We start from the raw sequence: 21,974 nt of genomic DNA, 5'->3' as shown, positions 1-21,974 counted from the left end.
TCAGGGTACTCGCGCGAGCGTCACGAGAAGCGCCGCCACGGTCGGCGAGAGGGCAGCATGAAGCGTCCGCTCCGCCATCACGGTGCGGGTGCCCAAGAGCGTCGACGCCTTCGCGGAAACGGAGGTCACGATCTGCCCGGATGCGGCGTCAAACACCTGCACGACAACGGACGCTTCGGCCGCGGGCGGGCCGCCCTCGTCGCTGCCGCCGCCGTCGACCGTCAGCAGCGTGATCCAGCCGACGACCAGCTGATCGGCGCCGGTCGCGCGCGCAAGGGCCCGCAGCCGGTCAAACCGCAGCGCGTCGTCGGTCCGCCACCCGAGTGACGCCTCCGCCTGCCGTACGCTGCGGCGGGGCGCCACGGCCATCTGACCCCCGCCGGCACGAACGAGCTGACCGCTGAGATCGTCGGCGGCGAACCGCTCGAGCGAGCCGCCTTCGAACGATCCCAGTGATGTCGCGGCGTAGAAATCAACCACCCCGACCACCGGGACCGAGGGTGTTGCCGCGGCCAAGGCGCGGCTCCCCGGCGCGCACATCAGCGCGATGACAAGTGCCGTCATAACGTGTCGCATGCTGTCCCTCTCCTTCGCCGTGGTCGTCTTGCCGCGCGGACGCCGCTAATTCGTGACGATGACCTTCGCGTGCATGAACGGGTGGTTGGAGCACGTGTACTCGTACGTGCCCGGCTTCGTCACCGTCACGGTATAGCTGCGTCCCGGCGCCATTTGTCCGGAGTCCCACGTTTTTCCATCCGCGGTCGCGGTGTGCGGCACGACATCGTCGTTCGTCCAGGTTAGTGTTTGCCCGGCCTTGATGGCGATCGCCGGCGGGTCAAACGCGAAGTTCTTCATCTGGATCTGGACCGGGCGGGCGCCCGCGGCCGCGTCGGCGACGCGCGGAGAATCAGCGGTCACGCCCACGACCGCCGACAGCAGCAGCAATCCCGCAGCCACGATCGCGCCGGCGCGCACTCCCAATCGCCCACAGACCCTCACCGTATTTGCCATGACCCACCTCGTCTGAAGTGCCGTGCACCCGTGAATACACCGCGGGGCGGCGGCCGGATTGACCCCGCGGGCGCCGCGAATAGCGAAAGGGACGGCCGCGGCAGCCGGCCGTCCCCTCGTCACCCCGCGCTTCTATTGCTAGCGGTACTGCGTGCCCGGCGAACCCGGTTGACCGCTCACGATCACCGGGCCGTGCGGGCTCGGACTCCCGCGTGCCGGCTCACGCGTGATCTCGATCGCATCGGGCAGGCGGTCCACCGCCGGGCCCTCCACGATCAACCGGGCGCCGCCCTGCGCGTCGGGCCGGACCGTACCCAACGACGTCCAGGTCCCTCCGTGACGGACCCACGCCTGGTACGTCCCACCCGCCGACGCCGGCGGGAATTTCTCGAGGGTGAGCACGGCAATCGTCGCCTCCGTGTGTCCGCGGTACACGGCATGTGTCTCCGGCGGAATTCCCGGCGCGGCGTTCAACCGAACTGCCACCGTCTCGCTTGACGTGAGCAGGGCGAGCGCGCGTCCGTCGAGCGCCCGAGAGGCCTCGTCGTTGCGAATGCCTACGATCGCGCCGATGCCGGCGGCGACGAGCAGCACGGCGACGGCGGGAGCCAATCCGGCCCGAAGCCGCTGCAGACCGGCGCGGATGCGCGTCTTCGTCGTGCCGAGCGGCAGTTCGAGGCTCTTCGCCACCTGTTCGTGCGTCAGTCCCTCGACGAACGCCATTTCCACCGCCCGGCGCTGCGCCTCCGGGAGCGCCGCCAGCGCCTCGCGCACCTCGGCGCGCTGCGCTTCGGACGCGAGGATCTCGTCGGGACCCGGCATGGGATCGGGGGCCGCGGCGAGCCGGAGGCCCTCGGGATCTTCCTCCAGTTGGGGCTGACGGCTGCGCCGGCGGAGCTCGTTCAGAATCCGGTGGTGGGCGATTTGAAAGACCCAGGCTCGAAAGGTGCCGCGGTCCGGGGCGAACGTCGCGGACCTGCGCCACACTTGAAGGAAGACTTCCTGCACGATTTCCTCCGCGGTGGCGCGGTCGAGGGACTGCGCGGCGAGCGAGAACAGCCGCGAGGCGTAGCGGCTGTAGAGAGGGCCAAGCGCGTCCTGCCGGCCCGCCGCGAGCTGCGCCATCAACTCCTCGTCGCCGGTGTCGCGCGCGTCGGGGACGGCGCGGACGTCGCGGCGCCAGGTCCAACTCGGATAACCGCGGGACCGCATCAGAAACTGCCTCGGATTGAACTCATCAGGATCGCCTCCGACTATACTACACCGCCCCTCCCCGTTTGGATGTGGTCCGCCGACCGGTCGGACGTGTCGGCGGCAATTGTCGCGTTGTTGTAACGAAGGCGCGCCGCGACATCTCGTCGGACCCGCCGGTGTATTAGCGGGTGGACCCGGCCGAGGCCGCGGCGGCCCTCTCGCCCCTTCCCCCACTCCCCCGGAGCGGGCCGGCCGCGCTTCAGCCGGGATTCACACTACGAACCGGGAGGACATCTATGCTGCTCGGATGGGCATTATCGGCCGGCCACTGGCTCTTCAAGCACCGCTACAGCGCGCGGGCGCTCGGGGCGGTGCTTACCCTGGCAATGTGCATCGTCTCGGGCGGCCCGGCCGGTCCGCGGGCGACGGCGGCGGCCGTGGCCCCCAAAGCGTACATCGGGCTGTACGGCGACGACGCCATCGGAGTGCTCGACACCGGATCGGGCCGCCTCATGAGCACCATCAAGGTGCCGGCCGGCCCGGAGGCCGTCATCGTCTCGCCCGACGGCAGCCGCGTCTACGTCTCCAGCGAGGACGCGACCGCGGTCAGCGTCATCGACGCCACCACCGACGCGGTCATTAAGACGCTCGATCTCGGGGCGTTCCCGGAAGGGATGGCGCTGTCGCGTGATGGGCGCACGCTGCTGGCCGCGGTGTTCGGGATCGACAAGGTCGACGTCATTGACACGGAGACGCTCACGGTGACGGCGCAGTTCTCCGTGGCCAAAGCGCACGGCGTCGCGCTGTCGCCCGACGGCGCAACCGCGTACGTGGGCGCTCAGGACGTGCCCGACCACAACGCGATTGTGGTGCTCGACGTCGCCGGCCGGAAGGTGACGGCCCAGGTGCCGCTGAGCCAAACGCCGCGCGGGTTGACCGTCAGTCCGGACGGGAAGTCCCTGTACTTCACTACGGCCAACAGCGCGGGCGTCGAGGTCATGGATACCGCAACCAACGCGGTCGTGGCGGAGATCCCGGTCGGGCCGATCCCGCACCAGATCGCCTTCACGCCGGACCGCGCCCACGCGCTCGTGGCCGTGCAGGGCGCGGGACGGGTGGCGGTCATCGACGTCGCGTCGCGCCGGGTCGTGAAGGAGGTCGCCGTCGGCCGGTACCCGCACTGGGTCGGGCTGACATCGGACGGGACGCTCGCCTACGTTACGAACGAGGGCGACAACACGGTCTCCGTCGTCGACCTGGCTTCGCAGAGCGTCGTCGCGACGCTGAAGGTCGGAAGCGAGCCCCGTAAGGTCTCACTGCAGCGGGGATCGGGCGCGATGGCAAGTTATGCGCCCGCGATGGCCGCCGCGGCCGGCGGGTTCGCGGCGCGGCCGCTCCGGCCCGCCCCGGCGCCCCGGCCCGGCGACGTCCAGATCCACGTTCGCAGTTTTGCCTTCGGCACGGACAAGGTCACCGTCGCCGCGGGACACGCGGTCACATGGATCAACGACGATCCGGTGCCGCATACCGCGACGGCGCAGACCACGCACGGCAAGCTCTGGGACTCGGGCCAGGTGGTGCCGGGAAGCAGCATGACGGTGACGATGAGCAAGCCCGGGACGTACGTCTATCAGTGCGACGACCATCCGTTCATGCGCGCGACGGTGGTGGTGACGCGCTAGAAGCGTACGCGGAGCGGCCGGCGGGCCCATTCCCGCGCCTCACGTTGTCCTACGCCGGCCGCTCCTCAGGGCATCCATTTGCCGCAGAATGGGTACGGGCACGCCGCCCACGGGCCGGACGCGTCCGGCGGGCCGCCCCACCATGCAAACCAACGTTCCCACACCCAGGGCATATGGCCGAGGGCGAAGTGAAGCACGAGGAGGCTTGCCAGCCACAGGACGCCGACCAGAACGGACGGCTCCCGGTCCACCCGCTCAACCGACAGCATGTGCGCTCCCCCAGGCCCGACGTTCCACGCTGATCTATCTGCGACAATAGGCGGCTGCGCGCCGATGCGCATCGGTCGAAAGGCCCACGGGAGGGACGAGCCGGGCCGTCGAAACTGGCGCTCCAATGCGTGGGCAGGCGTCGCCGGCGGGGATTTGGACGCACCGACAACGGGCCGTCACTCTCCTGGACTGGGTGTTCCTCGGCGGTCTTGCCCTTTGGCGGATGCTGCTCGGCCCCTGGCCGTTCTATCTCTATCAGCTCGCCGCCGCTTCGGCGCTGTACCTCGTCGTCCGCACCGCCATCGTGCTGCGGCGCGAGGTGCCGGCGTGGGCCGAGTACGCGTTTGTCTTCATCGATGCCGCGATCGTCGGCGTGGCGATCGGGATGCTCGGAGGCCTGCGGTCCGACTTCTACTTGGCCTACTTCTTTGTGTTCGGCGAAGCCGCCGTGACCCTCGATCTGTGGCTCGTGGTGGCGCTGAGCGGATGGATCACCCTCGGTTATGTGGTCGCGACCCGGCCGGCGACCTTCCAGACGATGTGGGAGGTCGGGTACCGTCTGTTTTTCATGCTGGTCGCCGGCGTAGGCGCGGGCTGGGTGGCGTGGAGGGAGGCCGCACGAGGACGGGAAGTGGCGGATCTCCGCGAGCGGCTTCTGCTCGAAGAAGAACGCCGGCGGCTCGCGCGGGAGGTCCACGACGGCGTGGGCCATATCTTGGCCGCGGGGACGCAGTCGGTAGAACTGGTCGAACGGCTGCTGCCCACGGATCCCCAGCGCGCCGCCGCGCTCCTGCCCGATCTCAAGCACCTCCTCCGGCAGGGACTCGACGAGATACGCCTCCTGGTCCTCGGGCTCCGGCCGCCGGGGCCGTCGGCGGGCGACGCGGTGGCCGCCGCGCGACAGCACCTCGCCGCGCTGTCGACCCGCACGGACATCACCACCGAGATCCACAGCCCTGACACCGAGATTCCGCTCTCCCCCGCGTCGGAGTTTGCCTTCCGGCGGATCCTGCAGGAGGCGCTCACGAACATCGGGCGGCACGCCCGCGCCGGCCACGTGGTGGTGACCCTCGGCCGTTCGGGGGAAACCGTGACGTGCAGCGTCAAAGACGACGGCGTCGGTTTCGACGCCGGCCGCGACGGGCATCGAAGCGGGTTTGGGTTCGAGCACATGCGCGAGCGGGCCGCCGAGCTCGGCGGCGCGCTAACCATCTCCTCGAGCCCCTCGGGCGGCACCACGATCGCCTTCACGCTCCCGCTGCGCGGTGCCTCGCGGCCGCCCGAGTGGACATCGTGAGCCGCGTCCCTCCGAAGGTCCGTTTACTCGTCGCCGATGACGAGGGCGTCCTGCGGCATGCCCTCGCCAATCTGCTGGCAATGGCCGAGGATATCGAGATCGTCGGCGAAGCCGCCGACGGTCGCGAAGCCGTGGAACTCGCGATGGCGCGGCAGGCCGACGTCGTCTTGATGGACATCGGCATGCCGCGTTTGGACGGCATCGCCGCGACCCGCGAGCTCGCCGGGCGGGCCCCCCACGTCAAAGTCATCATCCTCACGATCTACACCGACGACGACCGCGTGTTTCACGCGCTGCAGGCGGGCGCCCGAGGCTATTTGTTGAAGGACGCGAGCCCGGACGAGATCCTGCGAGGCGTGCGCGCGGTCCGCGACGGCGAGGGGATCCTGCATCCCGGACTGGTCGGGCGGGTGATCAGTGAGTTCGGCCGTCTGTCGGTGCCGGAGCAACGCGGCGCAGAGCGTTTCTCCGAACTGACGGCCCGCGAGCGCGAGGTCCTGGACCTGCTGGCGGAGGGCCTCCGCAATCAGGACATCGCCGGGCGCCTCTCGATCGCAGAGAAGACGGTCAAGCACCACATCAGCAGCATCCTGTCCAAGCTGCAGCTCAACCACCGGACGGAGGCCGCGGTGCTGGCCTCGCGATTGGGGCTTGGGCGGCGAGGCGAAGTGCATTGACCTCTGCCCCGGCCAGCAGGGCGAATGCCACCAGGTAGGACCACGTCATCAGAAGGAACGTCAGGCTGAACGCGTCGCCGAACCGGTTCACCCCGGCGAGATACCGGATGTAGAGCGGGAACACCAGCGTGATGAGTTGGAGGGCCGTCCCCGCGGACACCGCGCCCGGCCAGAGCGCGCGAAAGGGCAGCCGGACGTTCGGCACCATCCAATAGAGTAGGAGCGGCGTCAACACGGCGAACGCCCAGCCGCCGACCAGCCCGAGGATTCGCCCCCACCCGGGCACGGGGGCGTGGCGCGCGTTCATGAGCAGGGCGATATTCGAGGCAGCCACGGACAAAACGAGCAACATCGAAAACGCCAGGATCATGAGGAAGGCGACCAGGCGCTGATGCACGACCCCGCGCGGCGGCACCTCGAAGATCCGGCCGAAGCTCGTTTCGATCGCGGTGAACAGATTCGAGCCGGCCCAGAACAGCGCGAGGAACCCGATCAGGCCGAGGAGCCCCGAGTGGCTCCCGGCGGTGTTGATCACGTCGGTCATCTCCCGGGCGACCTCCGCGGGAAACGCGGCGTGGATCGCGTGGAGGAGCCCCGCCCGCGCGGGGCCGCCCCGGTAGACAAACCCTCCGATTGCCGTAAGTGAGAGCGCGAGGGGAAACATCGCATAGATGATGTTGAACGCGATGATCGTCGCCTGCTCGGCGAGTTGATGCTGCACCAGCCGGTCGAGAAAGCCTCCGGCCCACCGCCCTCCGCCCGCGCCCGCAAGCGTCATGCCCGGACGCGTGGATCGCCGGCGGCGTTGGCCGCGTCGATCATGGTTTGGATGCCCGTTTGCAGGTCGCGCGTGAGCCGCAGGACCGTCTCCTTGCGGGTGCCCCGCGCGTCGTACGCGGCGAGGTACCCGCGCACGTCGATCGGCTCGCCGACCGTGACGATTGCCGATCGCCTGACCTTGGGGAGCTCAACGTAGCGGCCGCGGATCTCCCGTTCGAGCTTCGTCAACGTCTCCGCCATGCGTTCCGGCGTCGGACGGTTGAGCACGTAATCGTCGGCAAAGGACACTGAACGGGCCGCGGCCTCCGCCCGCTCGAGGTCTCGCCGGAGGTCCGCGGTGCGCGCCGCCCGCTCCGCCTCGGAGAGGTCAGGCTGCACACGCAGGGCGTCCACCGCTTCGAGCAAGTGGAGCATCAGCCGGCGGGCCCGGTCGAACGGGAACTCGTCCCGCACCCGGCCGAGATACCGGCGCTCCAGGCTTTCGAGGAGAAATTTTTGGATGCGATGGACGCGATCGTACACGGTCCACGCCGGGTCGGCGCGGAGGCCCCACTCCTCCTCTTTGCGACCGAGCAGCTCGACCCCGATCGCGTAGATACGGTCGTAGAGCGGACCCGTACGCCGCTCTCCGAAGTACGCCGCTTCGAGATCCGCCGCCATGCGGTCCAACGCGGGCGTGACGTCGCCCAGATAACGGTACTTGATCGCAACGGGGACGATCACGATGGGGCGCGCCGAATGTCCCTCCCTGCGGTTCTCGCTCGCGACGTCGAGCGCGAGCATCGCGACGCCCGGCTTGAACGGCATCACCAGGTCGTTCAGCAGATAGACTTCGCCCTCGGGGAAGACGAGCAGGTCGTAGCGCCTCCGCTTGAGGATGTCTTTCGCAAATTGCTGGCACTTCGCGTTCTCCCCGCCGCGGTTGACGGAAAACCCGCCCATCCACTGCATGACGAGGCCGTTCAGGCCTTGGTTAACGTCGAAGTTCTCGCGGGTCGCCATGAACGTCGCAAACCGGCCGGTCCGGCGCATCAGCTCCGTCACCACCATGGCATCGGCGAAGTCGGAGTGGTTGGGCGTGATCAGAACACCCGGCGGGAGGCGCCGGAGCGTGCTCGTCTCTCGAACCTCGCACGAGACACGCGCCCGCGGCATCGCGTAGAACCGGTTCACCAACCGCATCAGCCTGATGAAGATCCGGCTGGGTCTGGCCGGCCGAAACCCCGTGATCGACGGCGGCTGCCGCACGACGCTTCCCCCCTCACGTCATCGCCGCGACGTATGTGTTGAAGAACCCGATGACGCGCCGATCGTACTCCCGGGTCCCGACGCGGCGCGTCCGCGCATGCCCGGCGCGCTCGACGATCCACAGAGCCTTCGGATCGCCGCACGCGCGGTAGAGGGCGTGCGCATCCGCGACGTCGGTCAGCCTATCCCGCCGCCCATGGATGATCAGAACCGGACGCGGACTGATCCTGGCGACGGCCTCGACGGGCGCGACGGACGCCAGCGGCGCTCCGATGAGGTGTTCGCCGAGCCGACGGGCCCGTCGTGCCGCGGGTAGGTCGAACGGGCTCCAGACGCGGCGCGCGATGCGCTCAACGCTCTGATCGAGCCTGGCATAACTGCTGTCGGCGACGACCACATCGATCGCGGGAGTCTGGGCGGCGGCGATGATCGCCGCCGCCGCGCCCATCGAAAGACCGACGATCCCGATAGGGTGTCGCCGGCCGGCCCGCCGGGTGCGTACGAACTCGACGGCACCTAACACGTCCTGGACTTCCCGGTGCCCGAGAGTGACGCGGGTTCGGCCGCTCTCACCCCAACCGCGGAAATCGAACGCCAGGACATCGAACCCGGCATCCATCAGGGCGCCGGCGAGGCCCGCCATGTCGCGTTTGTCGCCCGGCGCACCGTGGCAGAGGATGATCGTCGCGGCCGTCCTGGACAGCTCGCCGTACCAACCGGCCAGCCTGACCCCGTCGGCGCTCGGAAAGGTGACCGCGCGCAGCCGAGGGTCGGGAATCGCGGGTTCGCGGCTGAACCATCTGCCCCAGCGGCCGCGAAGAATGGTGGCGAACAGCGGCCGCATGGACGCGGTTATCGAGTGCCCTTGATCTTCCAAATGAAGACCGAGCCAAGCGCCACCTCGACGATCGCCAGCGAAAAGATGACCGAGTACCCGGCGTTTGGGGCCGTCCGGTTGAAAACATCGAGGAGCGGCCCTCCGATGACGGGCGCGAGCACCTGCGGCAGCGTGTTCGCGATGGCCCAGATCCCAAGATCCTTCGCGGCCGATTGGCCCGAGGGGAGGACGTCGATCGCGAGCGCCCAGTCCACGCTGGCGTACGCTCCGTAGCCGATGCCGAACAGCACGCCGATCCAAAGAAGGGCGTGAAAGGACGGCTGAAAGAGCAGGCCCACACCGGTGAAGGCCAGGAACATTCCCGCGGTCGAGACGATGCCTTTGCGCCCTATCAGATCCGACGCCGGCCCGGCCGCCATCGCAACGAGCGCGCCGGCGGCGATCACGACGGCGCTGATTGTCCCGGTGGCCTGCGCCGCCTCCGGCCTGGAGAGATGCAGCGTATCGTGAATGAAGAACTGGAGGAAGGTGATGATCGTGTAAAACCCCAGCATGACCAGCCCCCGCGTCGCGAATAACCAGGCGAAGTCCGGATAGCGGCGTGGGTCGACCCAGAACGACCGGAGGAAGGCCGGCAGCGCAAACGGCGGGGCGTCCCGCAGCGGAGTCTCCCGGACCTTCCAGACGACGACCGTCATGCAGGCGAGCAGCACGGCGGCGATGATCCAGTAGATGGCGCCGGTCACGCCCTGCCCGACGAGGCGTCCCGACAGCAGGGCGGCGGCGATCGTCCCTCCCATCATCATACCGCCCATGACCCCCGACATCGCGCCGCGCTGGCCGGCAGGAATTTTGTCGGGAATCAGCCCGTTGAAGGCGCTCGCGGCCACGTTGACCGTCAACTGCACCCAGAGCAGGGCCGCCGCAAACGTCGTGTAGGTCGGCGCGTACCGCATGCCGAGCAGTCCGGGTACGGCGAGCAGCGCGCCGGCCACGACGAACGGCCGGCGGCGGCCGAACGGCAGCGTCGAGCGATCGCTCAACGCGCCCGCGACGGGAGACACCACCATGGCGATCACGGCGCCGCCCGCGAAGAGGAGCCCGAGGTAGAGCCCTTTCTGCGCTTCGGGGACGAACCGGAGCACCTCCGACGGGACCACCACGGTGAGGAGCGCGCCCCAGGTGAAGCTGACGCCAAACCAAAATACGGCCAGCCAGATGAGCTGCGCGAGAGAGAGGGGCCTCGCCGGCGTCTGATCCATCGGCTAGTCCTCTTCGCCGGTCCGCGCGGCCTCCGCGTCGCGGATGTCGCGCCGGAGGACTTTCCCGATGGGGGATTTGGGCAGCGCGTCGACGACCCGCACGCGCCGGGGAACTTTGTACGAGGCGAGCCGCGACCGGCAGAACTCGATAATCTCGCGGCGAACCGCGCGCGCGTCGCCGGCGGAACCGTCCTTGAGGACCACCTGGGCGACGAGTTGTTCTCCCCGGACCCGGTGCGGGACGCCGACGACCACCGCCTCGCGCACCTTGGGGTGCTCGTGCAGCACCTCTTCGATCTCTCGGGGGTACACTTTCAGGCCCCCGATGATCACCAGGTCCTTCTTGCGATCAACGATGTAGAAGTACCCGTCGTCGTCCATCCGGGCGATGTCCCCCGTGTAGAGCCATCCGTCCCGGAGCGTCGCGGCCGTCTCCTCGGGCGCGCGCCAGTAGCCCTGCATCACCTGTGGCCCGCGGACGATCAATTCTCCCGCGTCGCCGGGCGCCACGTCGCCCACCCCGCCGTCCTGGTCCACGATTCGGACGTCGGTGTCGGGCATCGGCAGGCCGATGCTGCCCGTCTTGCGCATGCCGTGGACCGGATTCGTGTGGGTGCCCGGCGAGGCTTCGGTGAGGCCGTACCCTTCCACGACCGTTGCCCCGGTGAGCTGCTCGAACTCGGCCTGTACCTCCCGGGGCAGGCTCGCCGAGCCGCTCACGCAGACCTTGACGGAGGACAGGTTGTACCGCCGGACGTCCTTCAGCTGGTTGATGGCAAGATACACCGCGGGGGCTCCGGGAAAAATGGTGGGCCGGAACCGGGCGATCGCCTCCGCCACGAGCCGCGTGTCGAACATGGCCATCAGCACGCAGATCACGCTCGCCCCGACGGCGATCGGAGTGTTGAGCGCGACGGTGAGCCCGTACACGTGGAAGAAGGGCACGACTGCGAGGAACCGTTCTTGGCCCTCCCGCATGTCGCTGAGCCAATGCCGCATCTGCATGCAGTTCGCCACGAGGTTCCGGTGGCTCAGCATCGCGCCCTTGGGAATACCCGTCGTCCCGCCGGTGTACTGCAGCACCGCGAGGTGGTTCGTGTCGACGGGCACGTTTGCCGCGCCGGGCGAGGCCCGCCGGAGCAGCGCGGTGAGTCCGGGGCCGGCCGCCGGTCCGCCTTGTCCGCGCATGCGCAGTCCGGCGATCAACCTCCACAGCCACGGAAAGAAATCGTACGGTTCACTCACGATCACCGATACACCGTGCGACTCCGCGAGCGCTACAGTGACCTGCGGCGCCGACCGGGAGAGGGTGACGACCACTCTCGGCTCCGCGTTCTTGAACGCTCGCGTGAGCTCGCGGACCGTGTAGAGCGGGTTGAGGGGCACCACCGCCGCTCCGGCCTTGAGGGCGCCGTAGAAACACACAACGAACTGGGGCAGGTTCGGGAGGTGCAGCGCGATCCGATCGCCCGGCCGGACGCCCTGCGCAATCAACACGTTGGCGAAGCGGTTGGCGAGCCCGTCGAGGCGGCGGTACGTCAGGGTGGCCGAAAACTTGGGACCGGCCAGGATAACCGCGGGGCGGTTTGGGAACCTCCGGGCGCTCTCCTCAAGCAGTCCGAAGAGCGGCATGCTCGGATACGAGAGTGTTGCGGGAACCCCTGCGTCGTAGTTGCGGAGCCACGGCCGGTCCACGAGTATCCCCCCTTGATCAACTCGCGGCACGCAAACCGGTTATCTCGTCGTCCTCCGAGGCCGTCGCGGCACAGCCCGACAAGGCTCTGATCGCCTGCATCACGCGCGCGGTCAGCGCCGATTGGTCGCGTCTGGTCGGCGCTCCGAGCGGTACGAAGGGCGCCCCGGCGCGGACGATGATCCTCCCTCGGCGGGGCATTCTCGTTCCGAGCGGCCATACCTCGTAGGTTCCGGCGATCCCGATCGGAACAATCGGCACGCGGGCCCGCGCGGCGAGGAACGCGAGACCGTCGTGGGCGGGCTGGAGGCAACCGTCGGTGCTGATCTTCCCTTCCGGGAAGATCACGAGCGCCTCGCCGCGCCCGAGGCGCGCCAGGCACTCCTGGATAGCGCCGCGGTCGAATCGTCCGCGGTTGATCGGGACGGGCCGGAATGGCCGGATGAGCGCTCCCAGGACCGGCATCGTCAACAACTCGGCCGCGGCCAGGAACGTGCACCGCCGCGGCACGGCCGCCGCCACCACCACGGGGTCGATCTGACTTCCGTGATTGGCGGCCAGGATCACGGGGCCGCTTGGGGGGATGTGCTGCTCACCCGTTACCTGTAGACCGAAGCCGAGCGTGAGGATCCCCCTAAAGGCCCAGCGAAGCGCCGCGTAGTCGTCCATCGCTCATCCCCCGCTTTCCCGGCATCCCATCGTCCCCGGAATCGCCTACCCCGACGCTATCGCACCCGCCGGCCGCGAACATCGGCCGAAAGACCCAGTGGCGCTACGTGGGCCCAAAGGCCGATGCCCGTTCCCGGCCGGGCTGCTACGGTGCATACCGAGGACGGTCAGCGGGAGGAGTGACCGATGGACATCCGAGGCCTGGCACGGGCGCTGGATGCGGTTCTACGCATCGCGATCACGCTGATGTGCGTCGCTGGAACGTTCATCGCGGCTCGCTACGCGGTATCGGTCGTCTTTCGGTAGGGCCGGTCAACCGACAGATTGGAGGTGGTTCACGTGGATCCGCAGACGCCTGAAATCCTTCGGGAACGGGTGTCCGGGTTGAAACGGCGGCTGCGTCTTGCCGTCGTCGGCCTGCTCGCTGTGACAGTGTCGCTCGTCGTCGGCGTGCTCGCACAGAACGTCCGCGCGCAGCCGAATCCCGCTCAGGCCACGGGAGATCAGGTGACCACGGCGGACTTGGAGGCGATCCAACGTCAGGTCAATGAGTTCCGGGGAGAACTGGCCGCGTACGGTGTCCGGCTTACGGCGGTCGAAGAAGAACTTCGTGCGCGCACGCCCGCTCCAACCGGCCCGGTGACGGCTCAAAAGCCCGGCGGCTACTGGACGGTCATCACGACAAAAATGCGGATCTTCGAAGGCAGAGGCCTCATGCAGGTCATGGGGCCGTTTCCCAGCCCCGCCATGTGCGACGCGACGCTCAACGGCATCCTCGGCGGCCTCCGGGAGCAGGGCATCGCGGTCGAGTCGTCGGCCTGCCGGCAAAACATCACGATTGCCGTCCCGAAGTAGGTCGGGTGTCCACGTCATGGGGCCCCATGATTGATGTAGGTGCAGCGGGAGGTGGATCGCATGTCCACGACGATCCGTAAGCGCGGGTTTCTTGAGGCCGCCGGGGAATGCGGGCTGTCCGACCAACAGGCGGAGCTCATGTGGACCACACTCGACGGACGCCGCGCGGGATTCACGCGTTTCGACGTGCCCAACGTCGCGTACTACCTGGGCGCCTTGGTCGTGATGGCCGCGATGGGGTGGTTCATGACGACGGCGTGGGAGCGGTTCGGCGGCCCCGGCATCTTGGTCATCGCGACGGTCTACGCCGCCTGCATGGCCCTGATCGGGCAGCGGCTGTGGCAGGACGAGACTTACCAGGTGCCCGGCGGGCTGCTCGTGACGCTCGCGGTCTCGATGGTGCCGCTTGCGATTTACGGACTCGAACGAACCACGGGCATCTGGCCTCAGGGAGACCCCGGAGCCTACGCCGGGTATCACATGTGGATCAGGGGCAGCTGGTTCCTGATGGAGGCCGGCACGATTGCGGCGGGCCTCGTGGCCCTTCGGTTCGTGCGGTTCCCGTTCCTCACGTTCCCCCTCGCGTTTGCCTTCTGGTACATGTCGATGGATCTGGCTCCGCTGCTTCTCGGGCACCCGGCCATCGGGTGGGACGGTGACTGGCGCGCGCGGCTGTGGGTGTCGGTCGGCGCCGGCTTGGTGATGCTGGCTCTCTCGATCCTCGTCGACCGAAGAACCGCAGACGACTACGCCCGCTGGGGCTACCTCTTTGGCCTGCTCTCGTTCGAGGGCGGGCTCACGGTGCTGATGAGCAGCGAATCGTCATGGGCGGCGTATGGACTGGTCAATCTGGCGCTGATGTTCGCCGCGGTGCTGCTGCAGCGGCGCGTGTTTCTCGTCTTCGGCGCGATCGGAGTATACATCTACCTCGGCCGCCTCGCCTACGTCGTGTTCAAGGACTCCGTGATGTTCCCGTTCGCGCTGACCGTCCTTGGGCTCGCGATCATTTACGGCGGCGTGCTCTATCAGCGCCATCACGAACAGATCGAATCGAACGTTCGCTGGACGTTGCGGCGGGTCTCGCACTGAGAACGCCGGGGATGCGGCGAATTGTCTTTGCCGAGCGGCCCTGCCCCGCCGGCGAACGATGCCGCCGGCAACCATGGAATCAAAGCCGGCGTCCACAGGCGCCGTGGAAACCGGCGACGAACGGGAATCCATGCCCATTCAAACGATCCTCGTGCCGACCGATTTTTCGAGCCCGGCGAACGCCGCGCTGCGCTGGGGAGCCGATCTCGCTCAGGCGCTCGGCGCGCGCATCGTGCTGCTGCACGTCGTGGACCTCGAATTCCAGTGGATTCCCGCCGGTCCGGCGGTCGTCCCCACGCCGGTCTCGGCCGCGGTGGTGCGGCGGATTCGCGAGCAGGCCCGCGCTACGCTCGACGGGCTCGCCGAGAAGACGCCGGCCGTGCGGCGCGCGCTGGTGCGGACCGGGCACGCGCGCGACGAGATTCTCGCGGCGGCCGACGAGACCGAAGCGGACCTCATCGTGATGGGCACGCACGGCCGCCGCGGCGTGGCGCACTTGTTTATCGGCAGCGTCGCGGAGTACGTGGTCCGGCACGCCCGGGTCCCCGTCATGACGGTGCGCGGCTCCGGCCGAGGCCGGGCGCGCTGAGCCGGAGCACGGTCAGCGCCAGGAGCACGCCCAGCGAGCCGCCGTACAGCCACCGCAGCGGCGGCAGCCAGGCGTTCGCGCCGATCGCGAGCGCGTGCCAGAGCGCGGCCCCGTACGCGGCGTACGCGAGCGCGTGCACGCCGCGCCACCATCCGCCGAGATACCGGCGCAGGTAAAAGGAGGCGGTCGCCGCCGCGGTGAGATAGAGCGCGAGCACCCCCGCGCCCAGCCCCCACGCGGTCGCGGTCGCCGGTCCGGCGAACACCAGTAGGCCGAGCTGCGCGCCCTGGGGAGCGAGAATGCTCTGCGTGGTGTGGAGCAGCGCGACCCCGAGCCCGGCCAGCGACAGAGTCTCATGCGCGGGTCCGCCCAGCCATCCCGCGCGGCGGCGTACGCGGTCGGACGACGTCGCGACGCCGCTCGTGGCGCCGGCCCAGAGCAGCAGGTACGCGGCGAGCCCGGAGAGGGAAACCGGCACCGGTTATCGCGGGGCTACGGAGCGTCGGACAACACGCGAAACCCCTGATCGACGAAGTGCTTGTCGAAGGTCATCGCGTCCCTGATATCCCTGCGCCTCATCAATTCGAAGCTCGCCCAGTCGACCAGGCTGATGTCCTGCCGTTCAGACGCGAGCAAGGCCGTCACCGCGGCCGAGTGAAGCGCTTCGTCGATCCAGGCCACGTCAAGAAGTGGAAGAACGTCACGCGCGAGCGCCTGAACAGCGGCCGGCCCCAGGCGGCGCTGGACGATCGCAGCGGTTTCAACAATTACGTAGTTATGGGACATCAACGCGCCGTGCGCGCGATGGAGATGATCCCATATCCTCGCGGCACGCGCGTGGTATCTATCGTCCGCGTCCAGAAACGCGTAGAGAGCCGAGGTATCAACGAAGACGGCGGTGGGGGTCGTCATAGGCGTCGGTAAGGTATTCGTCATGCTTTTCACTTACATCGGTCAGGCCGGAGTTGAAGCGGCCTGCCGCCGTCATCGCCCGCCGCCACAACGCTTCGCGATCGGCCTGCCCGCCGGACTGCAGCAACAGATCAACGGCCTGTCTGACGAGCGTCGACATCGAGACTCCGAGCTCCGCGGATAGTCTCCGTAGATGCTCGGTCTGACGCTCCGTGAGTTGAATCTGCGTCCGCCTCATGATACCACCATGATGTCATTTACAGACATTATGTCGGCATCGCATAAGAGTTGTCAAGTACCACTAGATATCCGGAACCGCCTACGCGTTGATCGGACTACGGTCCCGACGGTCCGTGCTGTCCTCAGCGGCAAACATCGCGAGATAGTGCCGCATGAAGGCGCCGAGCGGGCCCGGCCGCGACACCACGGCCGCCAGCACGCCGAGCATGCGCGCCGGCAGCCTGAGCGCCGCGAGCGTGGACCACTCGAGCACACGATAGCGGCGCCGCTGGCGTTCGACGTACGCGGCGTATTGGACGGCGGCCGCGGTCGCGGACAGCTCGCCGTCGAGCTGACGGCGCACCAACCCGCCGCAGACGTGCCCGGCCCAAACCGCCGAGCGGATCCCTTCGCCGGTAAACGGCAGGCACTGCCCCGCAGCGTCACCGGCGACGAACACCCCGTCGATGACCGGCGGTCCGAGGCGGGTGCCCAGGAAGCCCCCGTGCCGGGGCCCGGGAGGCAGCGCGAGACGGCGGCGAAAGGCGTCCAGATGCGGTCCGAGGCCGCTGCGCCCGCGATAGCTCAGGACGCCGACACGCGCGACGCGGCCCGCGGGGAAGGCCCACGCGTACCCGTCGGGCGCGAACTCCGGCCAGAAGTAAAAATGCAGCCCCGTCTCAAACGGCGCCGCGACCTCGGCTTCAAGTCCGAAATAGCGCCCGCCGCGGGTCGGCGCCGCCGGCGACGCCGCCGTTCCGGACGCCGATCCCGCGGAGCCCGCCAGCGCGGTCCGCCACCCCGTCGCATCCACGAGCGCGCCCGCCGGGATCTCTCCCGCCGACGTCAGCGCCACCGCCCCGCGGTGCCCGTGCGCGGCCGCGCGAATGAATCCGGCGCCCGAGGTCTCGAACGCCGCCCGGCAGCACGCGCGGTAATCGAACGTGCAGAACGGCTCCGGAAGTCGCCAGCGCACTTCGCGCCCGGGCGTATGGATGACCAGATCGTGGTGGATTTCCTGGATGGAAGCCGCCGCGGCCAGCGCCTCGATCACCCGCACCGGGGCGCCGCACGCCGAGGTCTGGCCATCGCCCACCGCGTCCGGGTCCACCAGCACCGCGCGGCTCCCCAGCGCGCGGGCCGCGGCCAAGCCGGCGAAGGACGCGCCGGCGATGACGACATCAGGGTCGCGGTTCACCGGGGACTAGTGCGACGCGGGACGGGCCAGGCGCAGCGTCGGAACGGCCTGCACGGCGGGAAGGGACAGGCTCGTCTTGGGCGCGATCGTGATCTGCAGGCCGAGCGTCCGCAGTCCCTCGATCACGCCGCCGCGGATCTGCAGGGCGCCCTGCAGCGTCGCGGAATCTCCGATTGCCTCGATCGTGTACGGCGGCGCCAGCCGCCGGCGGTCGGCGAGGATCGTTCCGCCGACCTCGCTGTATCCGGTCGTGGCGGTGATGCGGACGCCGCTCACGGCGATCGCCTCGGCGCCGGCGGCCCAGAGCTCGTTGACGATGCTGGCGAGGTCCACGTACTGCACCGCGGGCGGCGCGTGGCCGACCACCGGCGCCTGGGTGGCGTCGACGATCACGCTCACGCCCGGTCCCGTGAGCGGCACGAGGCCCGCTGCGATGCGGAGCGTCTCGAGCTCGCGGACCATCGCCTCGGTGCTGCTGCGGCGCTCCGCGGTCGTCCGCTCGAAATCGGACAGGCGGCGCGTCAGATCGGCCACCTGCGCTTCGAGCGCATGGCGGGCGGCACGCTCCTGCCGCAGCATCGTGGCCAGGGCGTAGACATTGCGGGTGGGCACGTCTTCCTGGCCCGAGAGGCCGCGGCTCGCCCGCACCTGCACGACGACCAGGAATCCCAGCGCCATGAGCAGCACGGCCAGGACGACCCGCAGCGATGCGGCGTTATTCTTCCCAGACATTCCCTTCGCCGAATAGCTGCTCGAGCGACTGCAGCAGCTCCTCGATGTCGTGCGCCCCCGACCGCGCCTGAATGACGTGTTCGCCGTCGCCGCTGACGACGTGCGCGCACACGCGCCGGGGGCCCGGGTGCTCTTTCAAGTAGCGCTCCAGCTGCTCGACCTCCTCGATCGTGCTGACGCGCACGCGCAGGGCGGGACGCGCGCCGGCCCGGCCGTTGCCGCCGGCGGTCTGGGCCGCGGGCGGACGCGCGCCGTTCGCGCCGTGGCCGTTGCGCGCCGCGCCGCCGTTCACCGCGCCCGCGGCGGCCGCGCCGGCGATCACGCCGTCCGCGACCGCCTCCTCCACCGCAAGAGAGGCCGGATCCTCGGGAGGGGCCGGCGGCAGCGCGATCACCTCGTCGCACAGCAGCTTGACCGACTGCTCTTCGACGTCGAGCGTGCCGCGCAGCAGCACGACGGCGTCGCGCTTGAGGGACAGCCCGTGCTGCTCGTAGGCACGCGGAAAGACGAGCACCTCGATGCTGCCGGTAAGATCCTCGAGGGTCACGAACGCCATCGTCGAGCCGGAGCGGGTCATGCTGCGCTTCACCGTGCCGATGAGCCCGCCGATCGTGACCTTCTTGCGGTCGGGCAGGTCCGCCAACTGCGCGATCGTCGCCGTGGCCCGCTTCGCCAGCGCCGGTCCCCAGCGGCGGAGCGGGTGGTCGGAGATATAGAGGCCGAGCATCTCCCGCTCCATCGTCAGCAGCTCTTCTTTCGAAAACTCCTGGACCGCGGTGTCCCCCTCGCCGGGACCGGCCGCGGCCGGCTCGGGAGCGGCGAGATCGCCGAACAATCCGGTCTGCGCCTCGTTGCGGGCGCGCTGGCTCCGCTGCGCCCGCTCCAGCACGGCGTCGAGCGTCTGCAGCATCTGGGCGCGCGACCCCAGCCGGTCGAACGCGCCGGCCTTGATCAGGCTCGCGATGACACGCTGGTTGACGAGGCGCGTGTCCACCCGGCCGCAGAAGTCCGCGAGGCTCGCAAACGGCCCGCCGGCTTCGCGCGCGGCGATGACGACGTCGATCGCCCCGACCCCGACGTTGCGCACGGCGGTGAGGCCGAACCGGATCACCTTGCCGTCCGTGGTAAACGAGGCGGCGCTCTCGTTGACGTCGGGCGGCAAGACGTTCAGGTCCATCCGCGCGCACTCCGCGACCGCCTGCGCCACCCTGTCCATGTTCCCGACGTCGCTCGAGAGCAGCGCCGTCATGTACTCGGCGGCGTAGTGCGCCTTGAGGTACGCGGTGTAGTACGCGATCAGGCCGTAGCACGCCGCATGGGCGCGGTTGAATCCGTAGCGCGCGAACGGCTCGAACTGCTCGAAGATTTGGTCGACGGTCCGGGCGTCCACCCCGTTCGCCCGTGCGCCGGCGACGAACTTCTCGCGCTGCGCGAGGAGGCGGTCCTTGATCTTCTTCCGGATCGCGTAGCAGAGCACGTCGGCCTCGGCAAGCGTGTAACCCGCGATCGCCTGCGCGACCGTCATGATGTCTTCCTGGTACACCATCACGCCGTACGTCTCTTTGAGCACCGGCTCGAGCCGCGGATGCAGGTAGGTGACCTTTTCCTGGCCGTGCTTGCGCCGGATGTACGACGGTATGTTGGCCATCGGGCCCGGCCGGAACAGCGCGACCATGGCCATGACGTCTTCGATGCGGTCCGGCTTCAGCTCCCGGAGGTAGCGCGTCATCCCGCGGCCCTCCAACTGGAAGATGCCGGTCGTCTCGCCGGACGCGAGCAGCGCGTACGTCGGTTTGTCGTCGAGCGGCAGCCGCTGCAGGTCGATCTCCTCGCCGCGCGTCCCGCGGATGAGGCCGATCGCCGCGTCGAGAATCGTGAGGTTGGTGAGGCCGAGGAAGTCGATCTTCAGCAGGCCGAGCCGGGCGACGCTGTTCATGTCGTACTGCGTCATCAGCAGGTCGCCTTTGGTCGCCCGCTGCAGCGGCACGTGGTCCGTCAGCGGATCGCGGGAGATGATCACGCCCGCGGCGTGAGTGCTGGCGTGGCGCGCGACGCCCTCCAGCTTCTGGGCCATGTCCATGAGCTGCCGGATCTGGGGGCTGCCGTCGACGGCGGCGCGCAGCTCCGGCTCGGCGGCGAGCGCCTCCTGCAGCGAGACGTTCGCGCCGGGCACGAGCTTCGCGATGCGGTCCACGTCGCCGTACGGCAGGCCCATCACGCGGCCGAGGTCGCGGATCGCGGCGCGCGCGCCGAGCGTGCCGAAGGTGATGATCTGCGCCACCCGGTCGTCGCCGTATTTGTCGACGACGTACTTGATGACCTCGTCGCGCCGGCTGTCCATGAAGTCCACGTCGATGTCCGGCATCGTGTAGCGCTCGAGGTTCAGGAAGCGGTCGAACGGCAGCCGGTACGCGATCGGGTCGACGTCGGTGACGCCGCAGGCGTACAGCACGAGGCTGCCGGCCGCGGAGCCGCGCACGGTGGTGTAGATGCCGCGGCCGCGCGCGAAGTTGACGAAGTCCTGGACGATCAGGAAGTACGCGGCGTACCCCGTCTTGGCGATGACGCCCAGCTCGTAGGCCAGGCGTTCCTCGAGCGCGGGCGTGACGCCGCCGTAGATGCGGCGGAGGCCGGTCTCGCACAGCCTGCGGAGGTACGTATCGGCGGTCTCGCCCTCCGGCAGCGGAAAGTGCGGCAGCCGGGTCGTCCCCGTCTCGATCTCGAGGTCGCACATCTCCGCGATGGCGAGAGTGCTGCGGAGCGCCTCCGGGAAGTCCGCAAAGCGCGCCGCCATCTCGTCGGGGCTCTTCAGGTAGAACTCCGGCACGTCGCCCATCCGCGGCTTGTCCTTCTGGGCCAGGTCGATGCCCATCTGGATGCACATTAGAGCGTCCTGGGCGTCGGCCTCGTCGCGCGTGACGTAGTGCACGTCGTTCGTCGCGACGAGCGGCAGGCCGGTATCCTTTGCGAGCGCGACGAGCCCTCGGGTCAGCGTCTGCTGCTCCGCGATGCCGTGATTCTGCAGCTCGAGGTAGAAGTGCCCCGGGCCGAAGATCTCCCGGTAGGAGCCTGCGAGCTTGCGCGCCGCGGCCGGATCCTCGCGCAGAATTGCCCGCGGGATCTCGCCCTGCAGGCAGGCCGACAGCCCGATCAGGCCGCCGCTGTGCCGCGCCAGCAGCGCGCGGTCGATCCGCGGCTTGTAGTAGAAGCCGTCGAGGTGCGCCGCGGTCGTGAGCTTGAGGAGGTTGCGGTAGCCCTCGTCGTTGCGGGCGAGCAGCACGAGGTGGAACGCCGAGGCGTCGAGCTTCGGATCGCGGTCTGCCATGCCGCGCGGCGACACGTAGGCTTCGACGCCGATGATCGGCTTGATCCCGTGCGCGCGGGCGGCCTCGTAGAACTCGATCGCCCCGTACATCGCGCCGTGGTCGGTGAGCGAGATCGCCCGCATCCCGAGCGACACCGCCCGCCGCATCAGGGGCTCGATCCGGCTCTCGCCGTCGAGGAGGGAGTACTCCGTATGCAGGTGGCAGTGAACGAACTCACCAGGCATGCGAAGTCTCCTTGAGCATGGGGGCCGTTCCCATCATTCTAACAGAGCCGTCCGCCCCCCTCAATGCGGTGTACTGGTCCAGTAGATCCGAAAGACTTTGCCTCCTCATGAGCGTGTGGCAGGCTGCGCCGCCTTCCAGCGGCGGATGTACTCGTTCGGAGTCAGGTAGCCGAGCGCCTGGTGCGGCCGGACGTTGTTATAGGTCTCCT

At 68.9% G+C, this 21,974-nt stretch carries 23 protein-coding genes; 6 read left to right on the top strand and 17 right to left on the bottom strand.

What is annotated here, in order from left to right; translation table 11 throughout:
* The 3 genes from VKT83_17955 to VKT83_17945 form a co-directional block, all read right to left on the bottom strand.
* On the bottom strand, positions 1-576 hold the full coding sequence (locus VKT83_17955) for a hypothetical protein (protein ID HLY24354.1): 576 nt from the start codon (positions 574-576) through the stop codon (positions 1-3).
* A gap of 45 nt (positions 577-621) precedes the next feature.
* Positions 622-1,011 carry a cupredoxin family copper-binding protein gene (locus VKT83_17950; GenBank protein HLY24353.1) on the bottom strand — a complete coding sequence of 130 codons (390 nt, stop codon included), beginning with the start codon at positions 1,009-1,011 and terminating at the stop codon, positions 622-624.
* A 138-nt stretch (positions 1,012-1,149) separates the two neighbouring features.
* Positions 1,150-2,223, bottom strand: a complete 1,074-nt coding sequence (locus VKT83_17945; protein HLY24352.1) for a sigma-70 family RNA polymerase sigma factor — start codon at positions 2,221-2,223, stop codon at positions 1,150-1,152.
* Between the two features lie 278 nt (positions 2,224-2,501).
* On the opposite strand from VKT83_17945, the gene VKT83_17940 reads away from it, so the two are divergent.
* The gene (locus VKT83_17940; protein HLY24351.1) at positions 2,502-3,887 is read left to right on the top strand and encodes a plastocyanin/azurin family copper-binding protein; all 1,386 of its coding nucleotides are present in this window, start codon (positions 2,502-2,504) and stop codon (positions 3,885-3,887) included.
* A 65-nt stretch (positions 3,888-3,952) separates the two neighbouring features.
* Here the strand turns inward: VKT83_17940 and VKT83_17935 are convergent, their stop codons facing one another.
* A complete protein-coding gene (locus VKT83_17935; GenBank protein ID HLY24350.1) occupies positions 3,953-4,156 on the bottom strand; it encodes a hypothetical protein in 204 nt (67 codons plus the stop codon).
* A gap of 125 nt (positions 4,157-4,281) precedes the next feature.
* Between VKT83_17935 and VKT83_17930 the strand changes: the two genes are divergently transcribed.
* Together VKT83_17930 and VKT83_17925 are read left to right on the top strand one after the other, a co-directional pair.
* Positions 4,282-5,454, top strand: coding sequence for a sensor histidine kinase (locus tag VKT83_17930; protein ID HLY24349.1), 1,173 nt, complete (start codon positions 4,282-4,284; stop codon positions 5,452-5,454).
* Positions 5,451-6,131 carry a response regulator transcription factor gene (locus tag VKT83_17925; GenBank protein ID HLY24348.1) on the top strand — a complete coding sequence of 227 codons (681 nt, stop codon included), beginning with the start codon at positions 5,451-5,453 and terminating at the stop codon, positions 6,129-6,131. Before VKT83_17930 ends, VKT83_17925 begins: the two co-directional genes overlap by 4 nt.
* Here the strand turns inward: VKT83_17925 and VKT83_17920 are convergent.
* From VKT83_17920 to VKT83_17895, 6 genes are read right to left on the bottom strand one after another with little or no spacing between them, the layout of a single operon-like run.
* Positions 6,061-6,909: a YihY/virulence factor BrkB family protein gene (locus VKT83_17920; GenBank protein ID HLY24347.1), complete on the bottom strand. Its 849-nt coding sequence runs from the start codon at positions 6,907-6,909 to the stop codon at positions 6,061-6,063. The genes VKT83_17925 and VKT83_17920 overlap by 71 nt on opposite strands.
* Positions 6,906-8,159, bottom strand: coding sequence for a 1-acyl-sn-glycerol-3-phosphate acyltransferase (locus VKT83_17915; GenBank protein HLY24346.1), 1,254 nt, complete (start codon positions 8,157-8,159; stop codon positions 6,906-6,908). Before VKT83_17915 ends, VKT83_17920 begins: the two co-directional genes overlap by 4 nt.
* 13 nt (positions 8,160-8,172) lie before the next feature.
* The gene (locus VKT83_17910; GenBank protein HLY24345.1) at positions 8,173-9,003 is read right to left on the bottom strand and encodes an alpha/beta hydrolase; all 831 of its coding nucleotides are present in this window, start codon (positions 9,001-9,003) and stop codon (positions 8,173-8,175) included.
* Positions 9,004-9,011: 8 nt separating this feature from the next.
* Positions 9,012-10,259, bottom strand: a complete 1,248-nt coding sequence (locus VKT83_17905; GenBank protein ID HLY24344.1) for an MFS transporter — start codon at positions 10,257-10,259, stop codon at positions 9,012-9,014.
* A gap of 3 nt (positions 10,260-10,262) precedes the next feature.
* Positions 10,263-11,954: a long-chain fatty acid--CoA ligase gene (locus VKT83_17900; protein ID HLY24343.1), complete on the bottom strand. Its 1,692-nt coding sequence runs from the start codon at positions 11,952-11,954 to the stop codon at positions 10,263-10,265.
* A gap of 16 nt (positions 11,955-11,970) precedes the next feature.
* Positions 11,971-12,621, bottom strand: a complete 651-nt coding sequence (locus VKT83_17895; protein HLY24342.1) for a lysophospholipid acyltransferase family protein — start codon at positions 12,619-12,621, stop codon at positions 11,971-11,973.
* A gap of 339 nt (positions 12,622-12,960) precedes the next feature.
* Here VKT83_17895 and VKT83_17890 point away from each other — a divergent pair, with 339 nt between their 5' ends.
* The 3 genes from VKT83_17890 to VKT83_17880 all read left to right on the top strand — a co-directional run bounded on the left by VKT83_17890 (position 12,961) and on the right by VKT83_17880 (position 15,154).
* Entirely contained in the window at positions 12,961-13,476 is a 516-nt protein-coding gene (locus VKT83_17890) for a hypothetical protein (GenBank protein ID HLY24341.1), read from the top strand.
* A 60-nt stretch (positions 13,477-13,536) separates the two neighbouring features.
* Positions 13,537-14,565 carry a DUF2157 domain-containing protein gene (locus VKT83_17885; protein HLY24340.1) on the top strand — a complete coding sequence of 343 codons (1,029 nt, stop codon included), beginning with the start codon at positions 13,537-13,539 and terminating at the stop codon, positions 14,563-14,565.
* Between the two features lie 130 nt (positions 14,566-14,695).
* Positions 14,696-15,154: a universal stress protein gene (locus VKT83_17880; GenBank protein HLY24339.1), complete on the top strand. Its 459-nt coding sequence runs from the start codon at positions 14,696-14,698 to the stop codon at positions 15,152-15,154.
* Here VKT83_17880 and VKT83_17875 read toward each other — a convergent pair.
* The 7 genes from VKT83_17875 to VKT83_17845 all read right to left on the bottom strand — a co-directional run.
* Complete coding sequence (locus VKT83_17875; GenBank protein HLY24338.1) at positions 15,114-15,632, bottom strand: hypothetical protein; 519 nt, start codon at positions 15,630-15,632, stop codon at positions 15,114-15,116. The genes VKT83_17880 and VKT83_17875 overlap by 41 nt on opposite strands.
* A gap of 14 nt (positions 15,633-15,646) precedes the next feature.
* Positions 15,647-16,066, bottom strand: coding sequence for a PIN domain-containing protein (locus VKT83_17870; protein ID HLY24337.1), 420 nt, complete (start codon positions 16,064-16,066; stop codon positions 15,647-15,649).
* Positions 16,038-16,304 carry a ribbon-helix-helix domain-containing protein gene (locus VKT83_17865; GenBank protein ID HLY24336.1) on the bottom strand — a complete coding sequence of 89 codons (267 nt, stop codon included), beginning with the start codon at positions 16,302-16,304 and terminating at the stop codon, positions 16,038-16,040. Before VKT83_17865 ends, VKT83_17870 begins: the two co-directional genes overlap by 29 nt.
* 81 nt (positions 16,305-16,385) lie before the next feature.
* Complete coding sequence (locus VKT83_17860) at positions 16,386-17,483, bottom strand: hypothetical protein (GenBank protein HLY24335.1); 1,098 nt, start codon at positions 17,481-17,483, stop codon at positions 16,386-16,388.
* 6 nt (positions 17,484-17,489) lie between these two features.
* Positions 17,490-18,215 (bottom strand): DUF881 domain-containing protein, encoded by a 726-nt coding sequence (locus VKT83_17855; protein HLY24334.1) that lies wholly within the window; start codon positions 18,213-18,215, stop codon positions 17,490-17,492.
* Positions 18,199-21,765, bottom strand: a complete 3,567-nt coding sequence (locus VKT83_17850) for a DNA polymerase III subunit alpha (protein ID HLY24333.1) — start codon at positions 21,763-21,765, stop codon at positions 18,199-18,201. The genes VKT83_17855 and VKT83_17850 overlap by 17 nt, the downstream gene beginning before the upstream one ends.
* Positions 21,766-21,870: 105 nt before the next feature.
* Positions 21,871-21,974, bottom strand: a 104-nt coding sequence (locus tag VKT83_17845; protein ID HLY24332.1) for an integrase core domain-containing protein, incomplete at its 5' end; no start/stop codon positions are given.

The sequence above is a fragment of the bacterium genome (genome assembly GCA_035308905.1).
Classification (GTDB): domain Bacteria; phylum Sysuimicrobiota; class Sysuimicrobiia; order Sysuimicrobiales; family Segetimicrobiaceae; genus DASSJF01.
Note: the sequence above shows the minus strand (reverse complement) of the source record. Positions and strands in the feature narration are given on the sequence as shown.

Bases quoted from the DNA above. Each gene is read 5' to 3' on its own strand.
- VKT83_17940 (HLY24351.1), top strand. From the start codon at position 2,502: ATGCTGCTCGGATGGGCATTATCGGCCGGCCACTGGCTCTTCAAGCAC.
- VKT83_17935 (HLY24350.1), bottom strand. From the start codon at position 4,156: ATGCTGTCGGTTGAGCGGGTGGACCGGGAGCCGTCCGTTCTGGTCGGC.
- VKT83_17865 (HLY24336.1), bottom strand. From the start codon at position 16,304: ATGAGGCGGACGCAGATTCAACTCACGGAGCGTCAGACCGAGCATCTA.
- VKT83_17945 (HLY24352.1), bottom strand. From the start codon at position 2,223: ATGCGGTCCCGCGGTTATCCGAGTTGGACCTGGCGCCGCGACGTCCGC.
- VKT83_17910 (HLY24345.1), bottom strand. From the start codon at position 9,003: ATGCGGCCGCTGTTCGCCACCATTCTTCGCGGCCGCTGGGGCAGATGG.
- VKT83_17905 (HLY24344.1), bottom strand. From the start codon at position 10,259: ATGGATCAGACGCCGGCGAGGCCCCTCTCTCTCGCGCAGCTCATCTGG.
- VKT83_17855 (HLY24334.1), bottom strand. From the start codon at position 18,215: ATGTCTGGGAAGAATAACGCCGCATCGCTGCGGGTCGTCCTGGCCGTG.
- VKT83_17920 (HLY24347.1), bottom strand. From the start codon at position 6,909: ATGACGCTTGCGGGCGCGGGCGGAGGGCGGTGGGCCGGAGGCTTTCTC.
- VKT83_17955 (HLY24354.1), bottom strand. From the start codon at position 576: ATGCGACACGTTATGACGGCACTTGTCATCGCGCTGATGTGCGCGCCG.
- VKT83_17930 (HLY24349.1), top strand. From the start codon at position 4,282: ATGCGTGGGCAGGCGTCGCCGGCGGGGATTTGGACGCACCGACAACGG.
- VKT83_17950 (HLY24353.1), bottom strand. From the start codon at position 1,011: ATGGCAAATACGGTGAGGGTCTGTGGGCGATTGGGAGTGCGCGCCGGC.
- VKT83_17880 (HLY24339.1), top strand. From the start codon at position 14,696: ATGCCCATTCAAACGATCCTCGTGCCGACCGATTTTTCGAGCCCGGCG.
- VKT83_17870 (HLY24337.1), bottom strand. From the start codon at position 16,066: ATGACGACCCCCACCGCCGTCTTCGTTGATACCTCGGCTCTCTACGCG.
- VKT83_17885 (HLY24340.1), top strand. From the start codon at position 13,537: ATGTCCACGACGATCCGTAAGCGCGGGTTTCTTGAGGCCGCCGGGGAA.
- VKT83_17850 (HLY24333.1), bottom strand. From the start codon at position 21,765: ATGCCTGGTGAGTTCGTTCACTGCCACCTGCATACGGAGTACTCCCTC.
- VKT83_17895 (HLY24342.1), bottom strand. From the start codon at position 12,621: ATGGACGACTACGCGGCGCTTCGCTGGGCCTTTAGGGGGATCCTCACG.